The organism is Armatimonadota bacterium (assembly GCA_016125185.1).
Lineage (GTDB): Bacteria > Armatimonadota > Fimbriimonadia > Fimbriimonadales > Fimbriimonadaceae > Fimbriimonas.
Genome location: WGMG01000006.1, coordinates 1,400,592 through 1,420,132, shown reverse-complemented (window position 1 = coordinate 1,420,132; position 19,541 = coordinate 1,400,592). Strand labels below are relative to the sequence as shown.

Annotated in this window: 17 protein-coding genes; 13 read left to right on the top strand and 4 right to left on the bottom strand. The window is 53.3% G+C overall.

Going from position 1 to position 19,541, the window contains the following annotated elements; all coding sequences use genetic code 11:
* The first annotated feature begins 53 nt into the window (after positions 1-53).
* On the top strand, positions 54-1,634 hold the full coding sequence (locus GC165_14655; protein ID MBI1334110.1) for a heme peroxidase: 1,581 nt from the start codon (positions 54-56) through the stop codon (positions 1,632-1,634).
* A 60-nt stretch (positions 1,635-1,694) separates the two neighbouring features.
* On the opposite strand, the gene GC165_14650 is transcribed toward GC165_14655, so the two are convergent.
* Entirely contained in the window at positions 1,695-2,981 is a 1,287-nt protein-coding gene (locus GC165_14650) for a DUF3386 family protein (protein ID MBI1334109.1), read from the bottom strand.
* Positions 2,982-3,099: 118 nt separating this feature from the next.
* Between GC165_14650 and GC165_14645 the strand changes: the two genes are divergently transcribed.
* The 6 genes from GC165_14645 (at position 3,100) to GC165_14620 (ending at position 11,445) form a co-directional block, all read left to right on the top strand.
* Positions 3,100-4,074 (top strand): NAD-dependent epimerase/dehydratase family protein, encoded by a 975-nt coding sequence (locus GC165_14645; protein MBI1334108.1) that lies wholly within the window; start codon positions 3,100-3,102, stop codon positions 4,072-4,074.
* A 229-nt stretch (positions 4,075-4,303) separates the two neighbouring features.
* Positions 4,304-8,632, top strand: a complete 4,329-nt coding sequence (locus GC165_14640; GenBank protein MBI1334107.1) for a hypothetical protein — start codon at positions 4,304-4,306, stop codon at positions 8,630-8,632.
* On the top strand, positions 8,583-9,020 hold the full coding sequence (locus GC165_14635) for a hypothetical protein (GenBank protein ID MBI1334106.1): 438 nt from the start codon (positions 8,583-8,585) through the stop codon (positions 9,018-9,020). The genes GC165_14640 and GC165_14635 overlap by 50 nt, the downstream gene beginning before the upstream one ends.
* A gap of 298 nt (positions 9,021-9,318) precedes the next feature.
* On the top strand, positions 9,319-9,675 hold the full coding sequence (locus GC165_14630) for a hypothetical protein (GenBank protein MBI1334105.1): 357 nt from the start codon (positions 9,319-9,321) through the stop codon (positions 9,673-9,675).
* A gap of 103 nt (positions 9,676-9,778) precedes the next feature.
* Entirely contained in the window at positions 9,779-10,087 is a 309-nt protein-coding gene (locus GC165_14625) for a hypothetical protein (protein MBI1334104.1), read from the top strand.
* Positions 10,088-10,497: 410 nt separating this feature from the next.
* Positions 10,498-11,445 (top strand): IS1595 family transposase, encoded by a 948-nt coding sequence (locus GC165_14620; protein MBI1334103.1) that lies wholly within the window; start codon positions 10,498-10,500, stop codon positions 11,443-11,445.
* 139 nt (positions 11,446-11,584) lie between these two features.
* Here the strand turns inward: GC165_14620 and GC165_14615 are convergent, their stop codons facing one another.
* Entirely contained in the window at positions 11,585-11,866 is a 282-nt protein-coding gene (locus GC165_14615; GenBank protein ID MBI1334102.1) for a helix-turn-helix domain-containing protein, read from the bottom strand.
* 12 nt (positions 11,867-11,878) lie between these two features.
* Between GC165_14615 and GC165_14610 the strand changes: the two genes are divergently transcribed.
* Positions 11,879-12,391, top strand: a complete 513-nt coding sequence (locus GC165_14610) for a hypothetical protein (protein MBI1334101.1) — start codon at positions 11,879-11,881, stop codon at positions 12,389-12,391.
* Here the strand turns inward: GC165_14610 and GC165_14605 are convergent.
* A complete protein-coding gene (locus GC165_14605; protein MBI1334100.1) occupies positions 12,384-13,253 on the bottom strand; it encodes a hypothetical protein in 870 nt (289 codons plus the stop codon). The genes GC165_14610 and GC165_14605 overlap by 8 nt on opposite strands.
* A 169-nt stretch (positions 13,254-13,422) precedes the next feature.
* Between GC165_14605 and GC165_14600 the strand changes: the two genes are divergently transcribed.
* From GC165_14600 to GC165_14580, 5 genes are all read left to right on the top strand, one after another.
* Positions 13,423-13,668 (top strand): hypothetical protein, encoded by a 246-nt coding sequence (locus GC165_14600; GenBank protein MBI1334099.1) that lies wholly within the window; start codon positions 13,423-13,425, stop codon positions 13,666-13,668.
* A gap of 605 nt (positions 13,669-14,273) precedes the next feature.
* Positions 14,274-14,864 (top strand): hypothetical protein, encoded by a 591-nt coding sequence (locus tag GC165_14595; GenBank protein ID MBI1334098.1) that lies wholly within the window; start codon positions 14,274-14,276, stop codon positions 14,862-14,864.
* A 180-nt stretch (positions 14,865-15,044) separates the two neighbouring features.
* Complete coding sequence (locus tag GC165_14590) at positions 15,045-15,875, top strand: hypothetical protein (protein ID MBI1334097.1); 831 nt, start codon at positions 15,045-15,047, stop codon at positions 15,873-15,875.
* Entirely contained in the window at positions 15,872-16,774 is a 903-nt protein-coding gene (locus GC165_14585) for a hypothetical protein (GenBank protein MBI1334096.1), read from the top strand. The genes GC165_14590 and GC165_14585 overlap by 4 nt, the downstream gene beginning before the upstream one ends.
* 12 nt (positions 16,775-16,786) lie before the next feature.
* Positions 16,787-17,044, top strand: a complete 258-nt coding sequence (locus GC165_14580; protein ID MBI1334095.1) for a hypothetical protein — start codon at positions 16,787-16,789, stop codon at positions 17,042-17,044.
* Between the two features lie 5 nt (positions 17,045-17,049).
* Here GC165_14580 and GC165_14575 read toward each other — a convergent pair whose 3' ends face one another.
* A complete protein-coding gene (locus tag GC165_14575; protein ID MBI1334094.1) occupies positions 17,050-19,491 on the bottom strand; it encodes a hypothetical protein in 2,442 nt (813 codons plus the stop codon).
* Positions 19,492-19,541 lie beyond the last annotated feature (50 nt).

The following is a 19,541-nucleotide window of genomic DNA, read 5'->3' as shown; positions in this document are numbered from 1 at the left end:
GAGAAAGGTGTGATAAAGTGGCGGAAAGACGCGACGTTGCGTTAGTGGGTTATATGAACAACAATGCTTTTAAGTCGCCGCATGGAAGCGGTGTTCGTGGTTCGAGCTCTGTGGCGGGCTCACCCCTCTTCGAGGGCAAATTTGGCCGGATGTTTAGGAATCTTCCGGCTTTGGAACACTCTGAGGACGACCTCTTGGCCTTGGCCCAAGCCATTACGATGGGGGATCATGATGCAAAAGACGGGGCCGATGGGGAAGAAAGCCACATCCCGGCGGGCTACACCTATTTCGGTCAGTTTGTAGATCACGACCTAACCTTCGATCCGGCGAGTTCACTGCAGAAGATGAACGACCCGGATGCCCTGGTCGATTTCCGAACACCCCGCTTTGACCTCGACAACATTTATGGCCGCGGGCCGGACGATCAGCCTTACCTGTACACCGGCAAGAAATTCATTTTGGGTACGCCCCTCACCGGCGCGATGAGAAATCCGTTCGCTCACGACCTGCCGCGAAGCAATCCGCCAACCGGCAGGAAGCGAGCCATCATCGGCGATCCGCGAAACGATGAGAATGTGATCGTCTCACAGTTGGAAAGCACCTTCCACCGGTTCCACAACCGACTCGTGGACGACTGCCCGACGCTCTCCTTTGCCGAGGCTCAAACGCTGGTGCGATGGCACTACCAGTACATCGTCCTCAACGACTTTCTGCCGCGATTGGTAAACCCGGAGGTGATCGACCGAATCCTGCCCAATCGGCAGAACTCGGATGACCGTGTGGAGTCGCTGGCTCCTAGATTGGCCTTCTATCACTATCGAAACGATCCCTACATCCCAATCGAATTCTCGGCGGCGGCTTACCGGCTTGGCCACTCGATGGTTCGCCCTGGCTACCGCCTTAATGAAGACGACGCCACCCTTCTGCCGATCTTCAATCGGATGGACCCGAACGGAGGCCTGAACTCGTTCGACGCCTTCAAGTCGTCGTGGGCGATCGACTGGCACCGATTCCTGGAGATGGACCATCGGCACCAGACGGAAACCGACCGTGTGCAGTACGCCTATAAGATCGATACGTCGATGGTCGATCCCCTCAAGGACCTGCCTGGCTCGGTGGTTGGTGATGACGTGATGGACGGCGCTCCCGTGCTCAACCTAGCCTTCCGAAACCTGTTACGCGGTCAGCAGATGGGCTTGCCTTCGGGTGAAAGCGTGGCGCTAGCGATGGGGCTCGTCCCGATGCAGTCCCAGGATGTTCTGATCGGCAAGGCGCTGGAACATCCCGACGAAGTCGATCAGCCAGCGATGATCACCGACATCAGCGCGAACTTCGAAGGCAAGACTCCGTTGTGGGTCTACATCCTGGCCGAAGCGGCCAAGAACCTTCGAGTTCATGGCCAGGCGCGGCTGGGTCCAGTTGGCGCACAGATCGTCGCCGAAGTCTTCATCGGTCTTCTTCACGGAGACCCGACATCGTTCCTTTCCGTCGATCCTCGGTGGCAACCGGAAATTGGCAAAGGAGCGAGGTTTGACTTGGCTGACTTCGTTCAGTATGCGATCGAGAAGGCGGAGCCTTCCCCATCGCTTACTGCGGCTATCGTGGTAGAAAGCACGACCGCAGAAGTGATCTAGAGACCATCAAGCCAAACCCCTAACCACCCCGCGTTCCAGCGGGGTGGACCATTTTGGGGGTTAGCTTCCCAACTTGTAATCGAAGAAAGTCACGCTCATCGTGATCTTGCGCCCCTCGACATCGCCCGTAACGGTTCGACTTTTCGGCATCCATTCGTCTTGGAACGGAAGGAAGTCGTCCTTGTAGTTCAGGCGACTGGTGACGACGCCATCCGAAACTCGCTTTTGCGTGGCCGAGTACTCCTTCGAAAGGAGTCCACCCCACGGCGTTTCAATCGACGATTTGATATCCAGAACCAGAATGTTCGGGCCGAATGTGCGCTGAACCATCTTGATGCCTTGCTGGTCGAATCGATAGAACGACTGCATTTTGTCGTTTACCGACAAGAGGCCAGAGTCTTTGGGGGACCAGGTTAGCGAGTACTGTCCTTCGCCCTTCCAAAACTCGCGCCCCAGCCGGTGCGAGAAGAGACTTGTGATTTGTTGAGTGACGTGCTTGGAACCTTCTTCCTGAACTCCATCGACCTTAACGGTGATCTTGTCTTGGTCATCGACGCTCACAGTGCCCGTAGCGGTTTGATCGCCGTTGGTGGCCCGGAAGGAACACGAAAACGGAGCCGCATGGCCAATGGTTTCGCGACCCATCGTCGCGTTCTGGAGTGCAAGATATGCGCTCTCATCGGCTCCTTTTGGTGCTTGGCCAACGGCGGGCAGAACAAGGGTCGACCAGATTTTCTTCGAAGGGTAAGCCTTGCCCTCGAATGTGCCCGGAGTCTTTTGCTCTAGCACGGCTCGCACGGGAAGCTCTTTGGGAGCGCCAGGAACGGGAATGTTCACCGGCTTACTTGCGGGCTCCTTTTGCTCGGCTTCGCCCGAGCCCCACACGACCTGAGCGTTCGGGCACGGTTTGCCATCCATGAGGACCTTAACCTCCCAATGGTCCGCGTGCTGGTCAGCGACGATCTCAAGACCTTTACCCACGGCCTTTGCCGCCTGGATCGGACGCGAGACCGCCTTGAACCAGTAGGTCAGCATGTAAGGACCCTGGCCGTGGTCGACGACGCCGTAATCGAGGCTTCCCAGGAACACGCCTTTGGTGCCTTTCCAATGATAAGTCGTCTCGGTTGGGACCGTGGTCCTGCCCTTTGATGCTCCTTTGCTCTGAACGGCGATGCGGCCGCCGACCTTGTTCATGATGGAAAGAACCGAGTCGCCTGGGACCTCTGCGAAGGTCACCACGACCTCGCGGCTTTTGACGTCTCGGAAGTTGGCCCATACGAAATGGGCTTGCGCGGCCGCGACCAGAAGGGCGCTCGCAGCCACGAAAAGAGTACGGAGCAATTTCATACTTTACTATTTTGTCTAGATTAACTGACCGATTTCCTGATTCTTGACAAAAAAGTGTAGATTAACGAAGTTCGTTCGTTAGACCCACCGGTCTGAGCTAGGAAAGTAGAATCGGGTCATGAAAGTGCTCTTCATCGGCGGAACCGGCATCATCAGCTCGGGATGTGCGCCCCTAGCTCTTGATCGCGGCATCGACCTGTATTTCCTGAACCGAGGCAAATCGACCCGCGATACGCCGGAAGATGCGAAGCAGATTTTTGGCGACGTCCGTGACCCCAAGTCGATGGAGGAAGCCTTGGCGAACATGACCTTCGATGTGGTGGTGAACTGGATTGCATTCACTCCCGACCACATCCGGCAGGACATCGAGATGTTTGCGGGCAAGGTCAGCCAATACGTGTTCATTAGTTCGGCCAGCGCGTACCAGACGCCACCCTCGACGCTTCCTGTGACTGAGTCGACGATCCTCGACAACCCCTTTTGGGAGTACTCGCGCAACAAGATCGCGTGCGAAGAGATGCTGGTGGAGGCTTATCGGAACATGAAGTTTCCGATCACGATCGTTCGTCCGTCGCACACCTACGACCAGCGGCTGCTCCCGTTCGATCACGGTTGGACGGTGGTCGGTCGGATGCGGAAAGGGAAGCCGGTAGTGGTGCATGGCGATGGCACGTCGCTTTGGGTGCTCACGCATCACAAGGACTTCGCCAAGGGCTTTGTGCCTTTGCTCGGAAACTCGCACGCGATCGGCGAGGCCTACCACATCACGAGCGATGAACTGCTGAACTGGAATCAGATCTACGACATCGTGGCTGCCGCCGCCGGAACGACGGCGCGAAAGGTCCACATCGCCTCCGAGACGTTGGCGGCTCATGACCCGAATTGGGGACCGGGCCTCTTGGGTGACAAAGCTAACAGCATGATCTTCGATAACACCAAAATCAAGCGTACCGCTCCGGACTTCGTTTGCACTTATCCGTTCGCTCGTGGGGCTGAAGAGATCATCGGATGGTACGATGCCGACCCGGCCAGGCAGGTTATAAACGCAGAGAAGGACGCGTTGCAGGACAAGCTAGTCGAGCTGTTTGGATAGCCTTTGGGCCCTTCGTTCCGACGCAAATAGGGGCTAGTAAGATTTTTGTCCTTAGATTTGAACAATAAAAAATTATCTATCATTAAAATTCTTAAATTCTCTTATACATTTCCAATAGTCCTGCGATAAGATGTAACGCGAAAGTACTTTTGCCCGCGCAAATGCCGGGAGAGGTACGGGGTTTTTGGTTATGGCCTTTCGGGACAGAAGTCGTCGTTCGTTCAAGATTGTGAGCGTTTTTGCTGCCGTGCTGATGGCGTATACGTCGTCGGCACAGGGCTTCAACAGCGTCTTTACGTCGGTTGCCGCCAACCTGAGCATGTTCCTCAGCACGGACTATACCGAGTCACCGGTGTCGCCGGGAACCATCTCGAACCCGATTGTGCAGCCGGACAACCGAGGTGACTTTTACTCGGCCGACGACCTAGGACAAATCGAGACAGCGTCGCAGATTCAAGTTGGTCAGCAGTCCGAAGCGGCGCTTCTGCCCCTTTCCAATCCTGCCTACGTCGACCCAGGCGATGATGGCGCTCTCTATGGCCGCCCCGAACCTGCCCCGAAGAATCAGTCCGATCCCGATTCAACGCCGGGCGGAGGCATCAACCCGAACACCAACTCGACTTCGACGACGAGTACGACCTCGACAACTTCGACCACTTCTACGACGAGTAGCACAACCGGCACGATCGGAGACTCAACCTTCACGACCGGTTCCACATCGACTTCGACCACTAGTACGACATCCACCACCAGCACCACATCGACAACCGGCAGCACCACCAGCACGACGGGTTCGACCGATGGCGGGACCACCGGAAGCACGATTATTGGGTCTGGCGGAAACGGCGCTCATGCCGGCAGTTCTTTCCCTTGGGAAGGCACCCGCGCAGGTGGCGGATCGGAGTTCGCCAGCGGTCAAGTCAACACGCAAACCGGCAATCGCCTCACCACGGTTCCCATCGTAGGCTGGAAGGTCAAGGGCGGAGTTCCGTTTGGTCTGACCCTCTACCATAACAACCAAGACGCGAACGATATTGGCTGGGGCAAGGGTTGGCGCTCAAACATCGACTTCAGCGTTACGTACACGGGCCGCAACCTGACCAACAATCTTTCGACCGCTGTCGTGACCTATCCCGACGGTCGCCGCCTAGTCTTCAAGTACGTCGTACCGAATAGCAGCTTCGCCGGCGTTTTCTTCCCGCCCACTGGGTTCTACGATGTCCTGATCCCCAATGGCGATGCGGGGACGACTCCGACTCAATGGCTTCTCCGTACGAAGTCGCAGATGACGTACGTGTTCAACCAGCATGGGAAACTGACTTCTTACCATGATCGATACGGAAACACGGTGACGATCAGCCGGATTCTGGGGGCGACCACTTCAGCTCCGGGCATCCTGCGCATCCAGTCTCCCACCGGCGATTACATCGAGCTCAATGACTCTTGGTATTCCAACTACAGTCAGTCGGGCATGTATGCTGGCATGTCGACGGCTTACTTTAGCAAAGTCACCGCGCCCGGCAATCGGGTGTGGGACCTGGGCTATGGCTTCCGCTCCACCGACCACAGCATCACGATGGGCGGCATTACTTATCCGACCCTCAGCGGAACGCGGCCGACCGAAACGTTTACGTATGGATACACAGCAGCCGACTACTCCTCTTGCGCCCCGATTCTAACGGAAACCGACGTCCTCGGGCGGCAGTGGGTGCAGACCTACGACACCAATCGCCTCAAGACCTTCAAGCTCCCGGTTTACGGCAACGGCAACTCGAACAATCCGGTTTACACCTACAACTACAACAGTGGGTCGACCGAGTTCGTTGAGCCAAGCGGAGTCAAAACGACCGAGTACTACGATGGCGGCCTCCTGACTCAGATCAAGGACCAAGAGAACTTCATCACCGGCTACAAGTACGACCAGTACTACAACGTCAGCCAGTACACCGACGCCCGCGGCCATGTGTACCGTTACATCTACGATGCGTTTGCCAACGTACTGAGCACCCAGGATCCGCGTCAATATGCGGCGGGTAAGGACAACGAGGCGACCTACAACTCCTGGAATGACATTGTTACGGCCAAGGATGCTCGGGGCGTCACGACGTACTACAATCGCGGGACGATTCCGGGCACGCTGACGAGCGTGGTGGATGGCAATAGCCACACGTTGGGGACCTACACCTACAACAGCGATGGTTCGATGGCGACCGCGAGTGCGGAAGGTGTCACGACTCAGATCAACTATAACTCTGCGTATCTTCCGAACAACGTGGTGACACCCGATGGCTCCGCGACGATCACTTACGGAACCGGAAAGTTGCTGGGCAAGCCGATTTCCGTCACGGACAACCGCAACCGCACCTCCAACTTCTATTACGACGATTGGGGGCGGCTAACAAGCACGACGCGGTTCGACTCGGCGACCGCCTCGGTCGTGATGAATGCCATCGGCGACATTTCGACTGCCACCGATCCTCTTAGTCGCACGACGACATTGCACCGAGATGGCATTGGGCGAGTGACATCGGTCGACAATGCCCGAGGCGACACTGAACACTACAATTTCGACGCCGACGGCAACCTGACGTCCGTTCAGAATGGCAACGGGTACTACCGGTACTACTACTACACGTATCGTGGAGAACTGAAGCAGATTCTGTTTGCCGATGGTACGAACGAGCAGTATAAATTCGACGGAAATGGCAACCAGACCCGTCGCATCAACGGTCTGAGCCAAACGATCCAGTATGCCTACGATGACACCGACAATCTGACGACGGTCACGTACCCCACCGGCACGCCGACGACCCTTGCGTACGATTACGATGGTCGCCAGACGAACATGGTCGACAGCACCGGTACGTCGAGTTGGACTTACGACAACGGCGACAACGTGACTCAGCTCGTGACTCCGCAGGGCACGATGGACTACGTTTACGACCAGTGGAACCGTCGCACCAAGCTCACCGAAGGCGGGAACGACACCCTCTACACGTACACCAACGAGAAGCTGACCGGCATCTCGAAGAGCGCGGATGGCGTGTCGACGACGTTTGGCTATGACTCGTACGGGCGACTTAGAACCAAGAGCGACGGTGCCACAAGCACCAGCTATGACTACGATGGCAACGACCGACTGAACTACATCGCCCACTCGAACGCTTCGGGCGTATTCCATCAGGAAACGTACAACTACGACTACGTCAACAACCTAATGTCAAAGGTGGTGAACTCGGTCTCGACAAGTTACACCTATGATGATATCGACCAGCTCAAGACGGAGAGTCAAAGCGGTGGCTATAGCTATGGGTACACCTACGACCACAACGGCAACCGCCTGACGAAAACGTCGGGGATCAACGTTGACACGTACACGTACGATGCGGCCGACAAGCTCCAAACTTTGGCGAAGTCCAACGGTACGGCTTACTACAACTGGGACAATGCCGGCCGCATGACCTCCGTAACTGGCCTCTACACGCGCAACTTCACATGGGACTACGACGACCGGATGACGAGCGCGACCGTGTATGGGACTACCGCGACAAACTACACGTATAATGGCCTGGGAACACGAACCGCCAAAAGTGGACCGTTCGGAAGTCGGACGTACAAGCGTGACGGCATAGGCGTGACCGCTCCGGTGCTCTCCGACGGTCTTGCCTCGATGGTCCCCGGCATCTCTGAGAAGACGGGAAGCACGACGAGCTTCGTTCACACGGACCGCCTCGGCTCGATGAAAGCGATGACGGCTAGCGGTACGGTAACGGACACCGCAACCTATGATGCCTTCGGCAACGCGACGCATGTCGGAAGTTCTCTCACCCAAAAGGGATTCGCCGCGAACTTCGGCTACCAAGAAGACGCCGAATCCGGCCTCAAGCTTCTCGGACACCGCTATTACGACCCCGAGACGGGGCGATTTATTTCGAGGGATCCAGTTCGAGACGGCCGGAACTGGTATCGATATGCTAAGAATAACCCGCTCAAGGCGGTTGATTCTACAGGACTAAAAGAGAAAATTCTTCCTGACTCAACTGAGGGCAAGAGAGTTCAGGAAGTAGCCGGTAAACTTCGCGAAGAAGGGTATGCAGATGATGCGGATGCCTTACTAAAGCTGCTCAATGATCCGGACCCAGATTCAGGGCTATTTATTGAGGATGACGATAAAATGAGTATGGTGAAAAATGAATCCGGGGAGCCCTTTTTAGATAATAATGGGAAGCCGTCACGGGCTGCCGCGGAAGTTCCGAGTGAAGGCAAGAAGAGGATCACGATAGCTCGAACCTACTTTAAGAATCTGGAAGATAGCGGAAACGACATTGTTTTAGGTAAGCGTGAATTGGAACTCGCACTCATCCTCACTCATGAGCTACAGCATGTGGATGACATGGGAAGCAAGTTTTCAAAGAATGAGAAGGAAGTTAGGGCATGTGATAAAACCATAAAAAGGTGTAATGAACTAATGCCTAAATATAGAGGTAGCCCACTTTATCAAGTAATAAATGAACAAAGAGAACTCCAAAGGAGGTATAAAAAATATAATGGTGGCTAACGGACTTGTATTAATTTTGATTAAATGTAATCAAGACCCTGGTCGAGGTTCGATAGCTTCTATGGTGTGCGATTCAGCATACGCAGTAGTAGTAGAGTACGCTAAACAAACCGGGAAGCTGAGTTGTTGGAAGGATATTCTTAACTTTCACTGGAAGCCTGATACTCCTGCCTACCGGTCTGTTCAGACGATCAAGAAAAACGCCGAAGTCGTTGTAATCCACATGAACCCCAAGCTTCAAGGTAAGCGCTGGAGTAGTATTTCGGACAAGGATAGGCTTTTCAAGCTCTTTTTACCCAATGGTGAATATCTTATGTACATGCAGAAGAACGGTATTGCTGGTGGTCCTTACTTTGATAAGCTAGGAAGCGGTTCCGGCGGCCAATAGGGTGATTGACGAGTCACTTGCGTGAGCTGGGTAGCCATGATTTGGTGTGGCCCGCGTTCCAGCCTTCGCCTTAATGCTTCGGCGGACCAGACCTGACAATCTGCCCCGCGTTTCGGGGCTGAGAGGATACGCAGATCCATAATGGCATGATGAGGCCCTCGTTAAGATTGAAGTTCCATGTCGCTCCTGTTGATGGGAGACCGCTAATTCCGCCTCCGACAACAGACCCGTCAAAATGATAGCTCGTTTCTCTTTATGGCCAGATGGTCTTCCTCAGTACCTATGGGAATGCGAGGTGATGCGCGCCTGGACCAATTTAGGTGATGAGGTACCAAATTACGCAGTTCGCAGTACCGACGAATCGTGGCAAAATACTGAACGAGTCTACTTGCTGTGCAAACGACGCTTTCACGTGAAAGATAGCAGTTATCCAGATAAGTGGGTGGTTATTGAAATTCGCCTTACCGACTTAATGTCGTTATCCAGTGGCGATTTGCGGCCCTGGATGGTTAATTGTTATGATATTGGAAATCCTATGCCCCTTGAAGTGCTCGACTTTGGCGAGCTGCGTCTCGAAGGTTGCCCGAAGCTTATTGTCGCGAATCATCCTCCTGACGAGGATGAGGAGAAAATGCTACATAACTCACCATGGTGAGTTATGCAACTGTGACTATGGTATGGCCCCGCATTTCGGGACTGAGAGGATACGTGGGAACAAGAAGGTACGATGCGGCGTTCGCTAATATCGAATTGGATTCATGAAACTGGAAGGCGACGATAGCACCAGGATTGGCGGTGTGTGGGGATTTGAGCCCAAAGACATCTTGGATATGGACGGTGTCAAGTTCCCGCGAGGAAGTGGAAAGCAAGAGACGAAACACCTTACCTTGGCCCTAGGTCCCCGGAGTCTAGAGTGGGACAGAGCGCTTGACATGGAAAGCTGTCTGGCCAATGTCTTTGATGTTTCGAACACGGAGACAATTTCGCTCAAGAACTTTATTACCGTCATGTCAGCGTATTGGGATGTTCCAGCCGAACTGGAAAGGGATCTCACCCTCGAGGCTTAGCACCGCGTAAGCTCGGGGGTTGTACAGGCGACTTTGCCAACGTCTAAAATGACCTGTGAAAGTTACAAAGTTGTTGGCGGTCGTTGGTCTTGCCGGTGCATTCGTCTTCTGCTTCAGCCACCAGACAAAGTCCGACAAACTCATCGACAAGCCAACCGAATACTGGTTGCAAAACTCGCACCGTGTAGTCACCAACGTTGATGGTTTGGTACGAACCAAGCTTCAAGCCCTCGATATAGCTCGACTACACTTGCGATACCTCTTCAGTGTCGACGAAAAGACGGTGTATGTTGAGAAGGTCGGCGTATATTGGATTGGCTATACCAAGAATCCAAAGTTGGGTACAGCAACCCCTCTTGAGGAGGCAATAATATACATGACACACCTAATTCAGGGTATACTAGGTTCAAATGAATTCAACGAACCTGCCAAAGACGCTGATGGAGGCGATGCGGTATTTCTCGGACGATCAGATAGCGTTCGAGTTTGTAAAGTCGCTTCGATGGGGCGATGATGTTATTTGTCCTCACTGCGGCGGCAAAGAACATTCGTTCCTTTCAACGCGCAGAATTTGGAAATGCAAGGCTTGCAAGAAGCAGTTCTCGGTCAAGATCGGAACCATCTTTGAGGACTCGCCAATCTCGCTCGATAAATGGCTTGCGGCGATTTGGCTTATTGCCAACGCAAAGAATGGAATCAGTTCTTATGAAATCCACCGATCATTAGGCGTCACACAGAAAACGGCGTGGTTCATGCTTCATCGCATCCGCGAAGCTCTTCACAACGGAACGATTGATAAGCTGTCCGGTGAAATTGAGGCCGACGAAACATATATCGGCGGCAAGGCAAAGAACATGCACCAATGGCGACGAGAACAACGCGGCGGTCTTGGTGGTTCGTTTGGAAAGACAACAGTTCTAGGAATGCTGGAACGTGGTGGAAGCGTGAAAGCAGAAGTCATTCAGAAACCGGATCGGCCAACCGTAACGAAACTGCTGACGAAAAGCATTATGCGAGGATCAAAACTCTACACAGATCAGCACAATGGATACGACTTCATGAAGTATCACTACGAACACGAAGTCATTCACCACGCACAAGAGTATGTGCGCGGAAACGTCCACACTAACGGTATTGAGAACTTCTGGTCACTTCTCAAAAGAACGATCAGCGGAACGTATGTAAGCGTGGAGCCAACGCACCTTTTCCGATATGTCGGTGAACAGGTTTTCCGATTCAATGAACGCAAAGGAACGGATTCTGATCGTTTCTTGAAAGCTGTTTCATGTATCGTTGGAAAGAAGCTGCCCTACAAAGAGCTAACCGGAAAGGTGTTAGCCACCGGAGCAATCGCATGAAAAAATCAAAAACAAATGGATCAGGAAATCAACCCGAGGACCAAAACCAAAGCGCAGAGTTTCAGGCGTTCAAAAAGCTAACGGAAAGAATCGTAAAGGCCGGAAAACCAAAAAGCGGAAAGGCTAAACCCGCCGCTGATTAGTCTTCCAAGAGCGTTGAGAAGAACTTGAGCGGATCAGCACCGACTTCTCTCAGGAACGCGATTGTCTCAACGGTATCAATGCGCCTGACTCCGCTTTCGATCTTCGTAACGTAGGTCGGCGGTTTGCTCAATCGCTTGCAAAGCTCACGTTGGCTTATGCCAGATTTCACCCTTGCTTCAATAAGCAGAGTGCGGAAATCATCGTATTCCGAGTTCTGGACAGGCGAGGACAATACAGGGTATGGTTGCCTATGTAGTTGCACCGATCTTGGTAGCATCTGGAGAAGCGTATGGACGTACCAGCCGATACTCGTGTCAATACTCTCAGCAAGCAGAGAATGGTACTGATTGCCCTTCTCGTTGTGTCTGTGCTGGGCAATGCGGTTTGGATCGTAAAGAGCCGAAATGCCGTGCCAGCGGCACCCATTGCGACGGTCAAGAAAGAAGACATCGAAGTGCGGGGAACTGTTGGCTACTTGCGGGGAAGATATGAAGTTGAAGGGACGATTACGAATACTTCAAAAGTAGACGCCACAAAGGTTGAACTTACTGGTGTCTTCACCGTATTCCAGCCGCTCAACGGTAATGAGCCGATTAAAGGTGAGCATCCTGATTTGATCGACACATTTCGTAATCTAAAGGCAGGCGAGACAAGAACCTTTCATGCTTTCCTCTCAGCCACGATAGACAAGAGACTAATTATCGGAAAGGTTGAGGAAATGCGCGGTGACGGCGTGGCTTACGTCTATGAGGGTGCTAACCCAAAACTGGATTGGAAGGTAAGTACAGAAGCCGTCAGATAACGTCAATCACTTGTTGAAGGAATATAGGCAGTGATTTTAAGTAGTCCTTTGCCTCTTTCGCCGTGAACTGGTCTTTGTCCGCGTGACTGGCTCTATTGCGAATCAATCTAACGGTATCAAACCGATTCAATGCTTCGAGCATCGCATCCTTTTTCTTCAAGTCTTTAGCCGTTGTTGTGGGCATGGATCGAACATGCCGCCCTATTTGGCCCGACAGCGTATTCCAGTTTGCGGGACGAAAGTTTGTACCAACCAGTGCGCTTGCTCCAAGGGTTTTTGTGGCAAATCTCCTCAAAGCAAATTCCGTGACTTTGGTGAGATGCACCATAGACGCGGAGTAGCGATCAAAAGCAAAGCACAAAATTGCCTCTTGCATATCAAACCTCGCCTGTTGAAGTTTGTCGTGAACCCTTTCACCAAAATACGCTACAGGATCGGTATTGAACCAATCTGCGCTCTCAGCGTCCATATACCAAAACGTACTTAATCCGGCGTCATCCTCCATCCTGGCAATACATTCCTCAAGGACGCGGGATGCCAACGCAAATGTGCATCTAGGCTGTTCAATTTCCTCTTTTGCACGTAATAACCCCTTAGCGGAAAATGGCATTCCTGCATTGCGAAATTGCTCGGCTAAGGTGTCCAAGTTACCAACCAACTTTGTGCGAACAGTGTCATCGAAGTGAACTTGTCCTATCGCTTCCTGTTCAGCGTGTCTTTGAGCATGAGTCGCGTTGCTTTGCAGAGTTTTGATCGCGTTTATAAGCGCATCCGCGTGGAATTCAATAAGCATCTCGTACAGGCTCCATAACTTGTACGAATTATAAACCCAGGGCATGAATTTTGGTTTTTCAGCGATCACGCTTTACACCTTCCCTGGGTGTGTGAAGTATATTGTTGCCTCTTGAGGAGAGGTACTTTGTGAAGATCAACCCCCTCAACGGTGGTGTAGAAGAGTTCGGCTTACTTCCGTAGCCGTTCACTCTAGCGGTCGAAGGATAATAGAGTGCCCGCGCCTGCGAGAGTCCGAAATGAAGCATAAACTACTCATCGTCCTCGTCAATCTCGCCGTCCTTAGCGCCGTTGGGTGGCGCTATTGCGTCGGTCAGCAGGACCACGATCAAGTGCCCGCCCAGCTTCATCACTATTTGGAGGGAGATCGGCTCGGCCAAATCCCTCAAGACGGCTTTGTGACGAAGGAGGAAACCGCGCTGGCCATCTCCAAAGCCGTTCTAACCGAGCAGACGTGGATGAAGAAATATGCCACCGGCACATGAAAAGCTGTGAAGAGGCCGATCTCTGGGTCGTTTACAACGATCCGCAGGGTTCGAAGCCTTCAGACTATCGATTCACCGTGGTCGAAATATCGGTCAGGACTGGCACGATCGTCAGGCTTGCGCAAAGTGTCGAATAGGCTGGTAGATGGGACAGTCAGTGCTTCGGTTAACAGATGGGCATCTCTAGGCATGCCACTTCTTTGCAATCACATTTAGGAGACCCTAGATTAAATACTGTCTAAATCAAGGCTTGAAATGAAAATGATTACCGCAAAGTACCGTCCCAGGCTTGCCGTCAAGCGAGTACCAGATCGACTCGATCCCGTCGAAGTCGAAGTCGCTTTCGACTCCGATAGCGGAACATTTTACGTTTGCCCTCCTGACCTGAGCTCCACAGACTTCGATGAACTCGTGCGAAGATGGACGATATTCCTGGACTTCACCAATCTGATACAAGACTTTAAGATGGATGAGAGCCTGATGCAACCATTGAACGACCAAATCAAAAGGGCCTATCAAGTTGCAAAGGTATCGCGAGATAAAGGAACAAGCCGCAAACCATGAAGTACGACAGGAAGTTTTCTCATAGATTTGGCATAGAAGCGATGCCCGCTGGATCGGTTGCAAAGGGTCCGACTACTTATTTAGGGCTCAGCCCAGGCTACTATGTCGGCCTTTACGTTCAGCGACTTCGCATGGAGGTGGGGTCCACAGCTTTAACCATGTTCACGAATGTCTCCCTTTTCCCGGATGACATTGGCATGTTGAACACTTACGCAATTCGGCAAGGAATCAGTTCGTCATGGCCCAATAAGGACTTGCATGAGAGTATCGAATACATCAGAACCGAAGTGGCATCGTACATCGAGAGGATGCGACCGTTGAGAGCTTTTTCCGACGCTTCCCTGCAAAGGTTCCAAAAGTTCGATGGTGTTCGAGATTTGTATAACCTTCAATGTGCTCGCTACCTGGGTTCGGGTCCCCAACGCCTGCCCATTGAGCCGGATCGTCAGCGTCTAATCGATCAGTTAGTGCCGGACTTGCCGTACAAGTTTGATCTGATCGATCGAATCGTCCTTCTGGAAAACGAGATGCAAAGCTCGGAACATCAGGCGATGAAGAGGGCCAGAATTCAAACCTGGCTGGTGGCTAAGAAGCTCCCAAGCGACTTTTTCGATCACTGCTCGGACGCCTGACCGCCTCAACTCTTTGGCAACACGATCGTTGTCACACTCTGGGGCGGAGCGTCGAACTTCACCACCTGACCCACGGCCTTCACCGCCGACGCCACCTCTCAATGGCTCCTTTACGATGCCTACGGTCGGCCCGTTTGGACGAACTCAAATTCAAATGATGGTTCGGCTGGAAGTACAAAGTTGCTCAATCAGCCATTCCAGTACAAAGGGCAGTTTGGATACTACGGCGACGGCCTCTCAAATATGTATTATTGCCTCCACCGGTTTTACGATCCAGGGTCGGGTCGGTGGCTCAGTCGCGATCCCATTGGGTATGAGGGCGGGGCAAACACTTATACATATTGCGAAGGCAATCCGGTGATGATGGTGGACCCTTACGGCACTGATGTCGAGATTTGCGGATTCCTATTTACAGCCGACGGCTTTAGGGATGGGGCGAAGACCGGTTTGTGCGCCATAGCCTATGTCTTTACCGGAAAAGAGAATGAGTGGGCGAAGCATCAGCCTGGCTACGACGGCGCGGTGATCTGCGCCCATGTTTCCAAAGAGTGCCTTATCCAGGCCGCGCAGATAGGGGCAATAGACAAGATTTCAAAGGTTGTTGCGGCAACAAAATTCGTTGTCAAAGTGAAACAAGCTGCGGCAGCGTCGAAGGCATTTAAGGTTCTTGGGGCTACAACACGTTTAGCGTCGATCACTAAGAAGGCCGAAGATATTGTGGTTCTTGGGAGAGTCGGTCGATACACTCAGGTTGCCGAAAAAATAGGTGGCAAGGTATTTACTGTTCCGGATGCAGTTTGGAAAAAAATGGTGGATGAAGGTACCGCATGGGCTGCCAACCAAAAATTCCTTGATCGGGCTATCGCAAGAGGAGCCAAGTTTGTTCTTGCTGATCCGGTGAAGACTGAAGAGATTGGTGATATGTACGGATACCTTGGTAAAGAACTCCGATATCTTCTCTCCAAAGGCTATAAAGTTGGACGTGGAGGTAGATACTTATACAAACCATGACCGAAATAGTTGAGTCTTCTTCACCGCTCAATCGAATTGAGGCATTCTTGCCTAGGATATTTAAGTTCTGGGCAGTATTAGAGCGCCATCCTGAAAATAATTGGCCAAGTATGATCATCGAGGGAGACTTTTGTCGGCTAAAATTCATTCGCGACAGAGATTTTTCGCCGACTGGCTATGTAGACGTCCTTGAATTTGCTCCCTTGGAAGTAAAACGACATACCTCTTTCAAGGACATTCGTACCCTGCAAATTGAACTTGGTGGAAGAAATGTGTCTTCTAGTTTGGAAGAATATTTAGAATGGTTGGTTGAAAATCGACTGGTTCTAAAGAAGTGCTCGGATCCAAGCGTCTTCAAGGGACTTGGTCGACCATGGGCCAATACTAGTTCCATTTATCTTCGATTGATGACGGAACTCTTCGACAACGAAGAGTTCGTGGATGGGCCGTCGATGAATATCTTGTTTCGACGCCTTGAGGAGGTTGGGCCGGAGCTGGTTGAGATAGTCCGCGAACGCATGGGGCCCCAAGGCGAACTTGCCGAGCTTATTGCCGCAGCATTTGGAGAAGCACCGACAATAAGCCTTGAAAGCGACCTAGGTATACGCTCTATCTCAGGCAATGGCCTTGAAATCTTGATAAAGGATGGGGGAAGCGACGCGATCTGGTTAAAACTGGGTGATCGAGAGTCCGGCGAATTTGTGTTGCTTGCTGATGTGGAAAACCTTCTATTTTCAAGTCGAGTTCGCCGAACGTTTAAGGAACATCTCGAGTTTATCGTAAACAAGCGCGAGTCCTTGCGTAGGATTGCTCAGCCATCGCACACAAGAGAGATTCTAGCAATGCTAGAAAAGCTTTCGGAAGCTCGAGAGAGATTTCGAAAGCTCGTTTATGGTTAGTCATTGAAGGTTTTGGACAAGTTTGATGTAGACATCATGGTGCATGTGACTGGTCCCCAACGCCTGCCCATTGAGCCGGATCGTCAGCGCCTAATCGACCAGTTAGCGCCAGACTTGCCGTACAAGTTTGATCTGATCGATCGAATCGTCCTTCTGGAAAACGAGATGCAAGGCCCGGAACATCAGGCGATGAAAAGGGCCAGAATTGAAGCCTGGCTGGCGGCCAAGAAGCTCCCAAGCGACTTTTTCGATCACTGTTCGGACGCCTGACCGCCTCAGCTTTTTGGCAACACGATCGTCGTCACGCTCTGGGGCGGAGCATCGAACTTCACCACCTGACCCACGGCCTTCACCGCCGACGTCGTCGGCGACGCGAAGTGCCCGTCCGTCACCGTATAGGCCGTCCCGGCCTTCGGTCGGAAACCGGCGATGCTCAGCGTGAACGGCGTCACTCCCTCCGTCTTATTGATCACCACGATCACCATATCCGGGTTTCGTTCCGCAGTCACCGATGCGTAGACCGAGTTCTCCGCCGCGGTTTCGCCGCTGACAAACGCGCCTAAGTCGCCAAAGTGCGCGCCCGCGCCGTCGTAATTGATGAACGAGCGAAAGCCCGCCAGCGTCGCCAAGGAACTCGAATTCAGATACCAGTTCGCGGCGGCGAAGACGCCGTTTCGGCCCATCAGCCCCAACACGTCGGCCTGCGCGATCGCGCCGCTGATGGCGTTGGCGCCGCCATAGCTATACTCGGTGAACCCGAGCTTGGTGCCGGGATAGTGGGCGTGAATCCGATCCTGGATCATCGGAATCAGGCGGATCGGTGCGTTGCCCATCGACTGCGTGATCCAACTGGCTTCGACGTACGACGAATCCCAAAGGGACCTCGGCGACTGGATGCGCGCTTCGCTCATGCCCGGCGTGTCGCCGTCGCTGACGATCCGATGTCCGTCGCCCTGCGCTTCGGGATACCAATGCACGTCCAGCACGTCGAGCAATCGCTTTCCGTCCTGAACCTCGGCACTCCGCATCCCGTCGAGATACACATCGAGGAAGTTTCGTCCCCCGCCATCGGAGGCGCCCTGCAAGGTCATAAAGCCATACCAGCCGTAGTTGACGGGCCCAAAGATGGTCGCCGAAGGGTACACGTTCTTGATCGCCGAGGCATATTCGGTGCTCAATGCGATCATCTCGGCGTAGGTCGCCGGAGTCGGGTGGACCTCGTTATGGGTCGACGACCACAAGTCGGGCTCGTTGTCGAGGTCGAACATGATGGGGAAGCTCGGCTGGGCAAACTGCATCAGGTAGTGGACGCACTCGTCCTGGTACACGTATCCGTCGGTGGTGTCGGGCGGATACACGAAATTGCCACCCGGCTTAGCCGCCTTCGAGACCTTAAACCGCGTGTTCAGGTAGTCAGGATAGTTGCGAACGTCGCCGTCGCCCCATTTGTCGGACGAAACGTGTCCGACGGTCGGAATCGTCACCAACGGGATCGCGCCACCGGCGATCGCCGCCTGGATGAAGGTTCGATCTGTCCATCCGGCCTCGTCGGTCGACCCCAGATAGCCGTCGTTTTGGAAGTACCAATCCGAGCCGGCATTGCTGGCATTGTTCTCCCAGTTGTACGCCGTCAGGCGGTTCCCGCCCGAGCGCGCGAACCGGAATCCGGTGCCGAGCCCCGCGTAGTCGGTCGTGTTGGCCCCATAAATATAAGGCGAAATCCTATACTTGATGCCCGCATCGATGGAGATCATCGCCGGGGCGTTGACGACCGGCTCAACGTTCAAGCTCAGGTCGTCGACGTAGTAGGTTGCGTTCACCGAATTCGTGCGCCCTTGAATCCAAAAACCGTCGAAATCCCCGCGGGCTGGGATGCCCAGCTTGCTCAGAGGGATCACATACTGCACCCACTTATTGGCAGGCAGAGCGGGAAGGCTGAATCCAACGCCAGGAGAGCCATTTGCCGTCGCCATTACCTGAAGCTGTTGTCCGCCCGACGCCCCGCCGTTGATCCAGAACGAGATGGTCCGGTAAAGTGAGCTATCGAGGGCGGCGTGGTGCAGATAGAAACCGTCGTAAGCCGCGTTTTCGTGAACGGAAATCGACTTCGTCCCACCGTGCGTTGGGCTCGTATTGCCCAAGTTGACCGTCGCCCAACTCCAATTCTGCCAGCTATTCAGGAGCACGTCGTCGAACGCCGGAAGGGAAGCCGTCGATCCGGGGGTATCGACGAGCGAAACGTCATCGACGTAGTAGGTGCCTTGGGTCGTCCCGCTTCGATCTTGAATCCAAAAGCCATCGAAGGAATTGACGCCATGCACTCCGATGCCGACCAACGGCTCGACAACTTTGGTCCAAGTATTCGCTGTGAGCGCGGGCAATGGGTAAGCGGGGAGAATATCGCCATTGACCGATGCCTGAACTTGCAGAAGTTGACCCCCCGAGGTGCCACCGTGCATCCAGAAGGTCAGCGACTGGTAGCCGGTGGTCCACTGCGCGTTGTGGTGGAGGTACAGAGCTTGGTTTGGGCCAGTGGCCGTCACCGAGATCGACTTTGTGCCGCCGTGCACCGGCGTCGAATTGCTGAAGTTGACATTCGCCCAACTCCAATTCTGCCAACTATTGTTCAGTTGCTCCGAATAAATGCTTTGGTCGGCCGTTGCCAGCGAAACTAAAGCAAGAAAAACGAACGTGACAAGCCCCTTCACTTGCATCACCTCTCCGAGGCGAATTATACGGCGGGTGCGGAAAATAGGGAAGGCGGTAA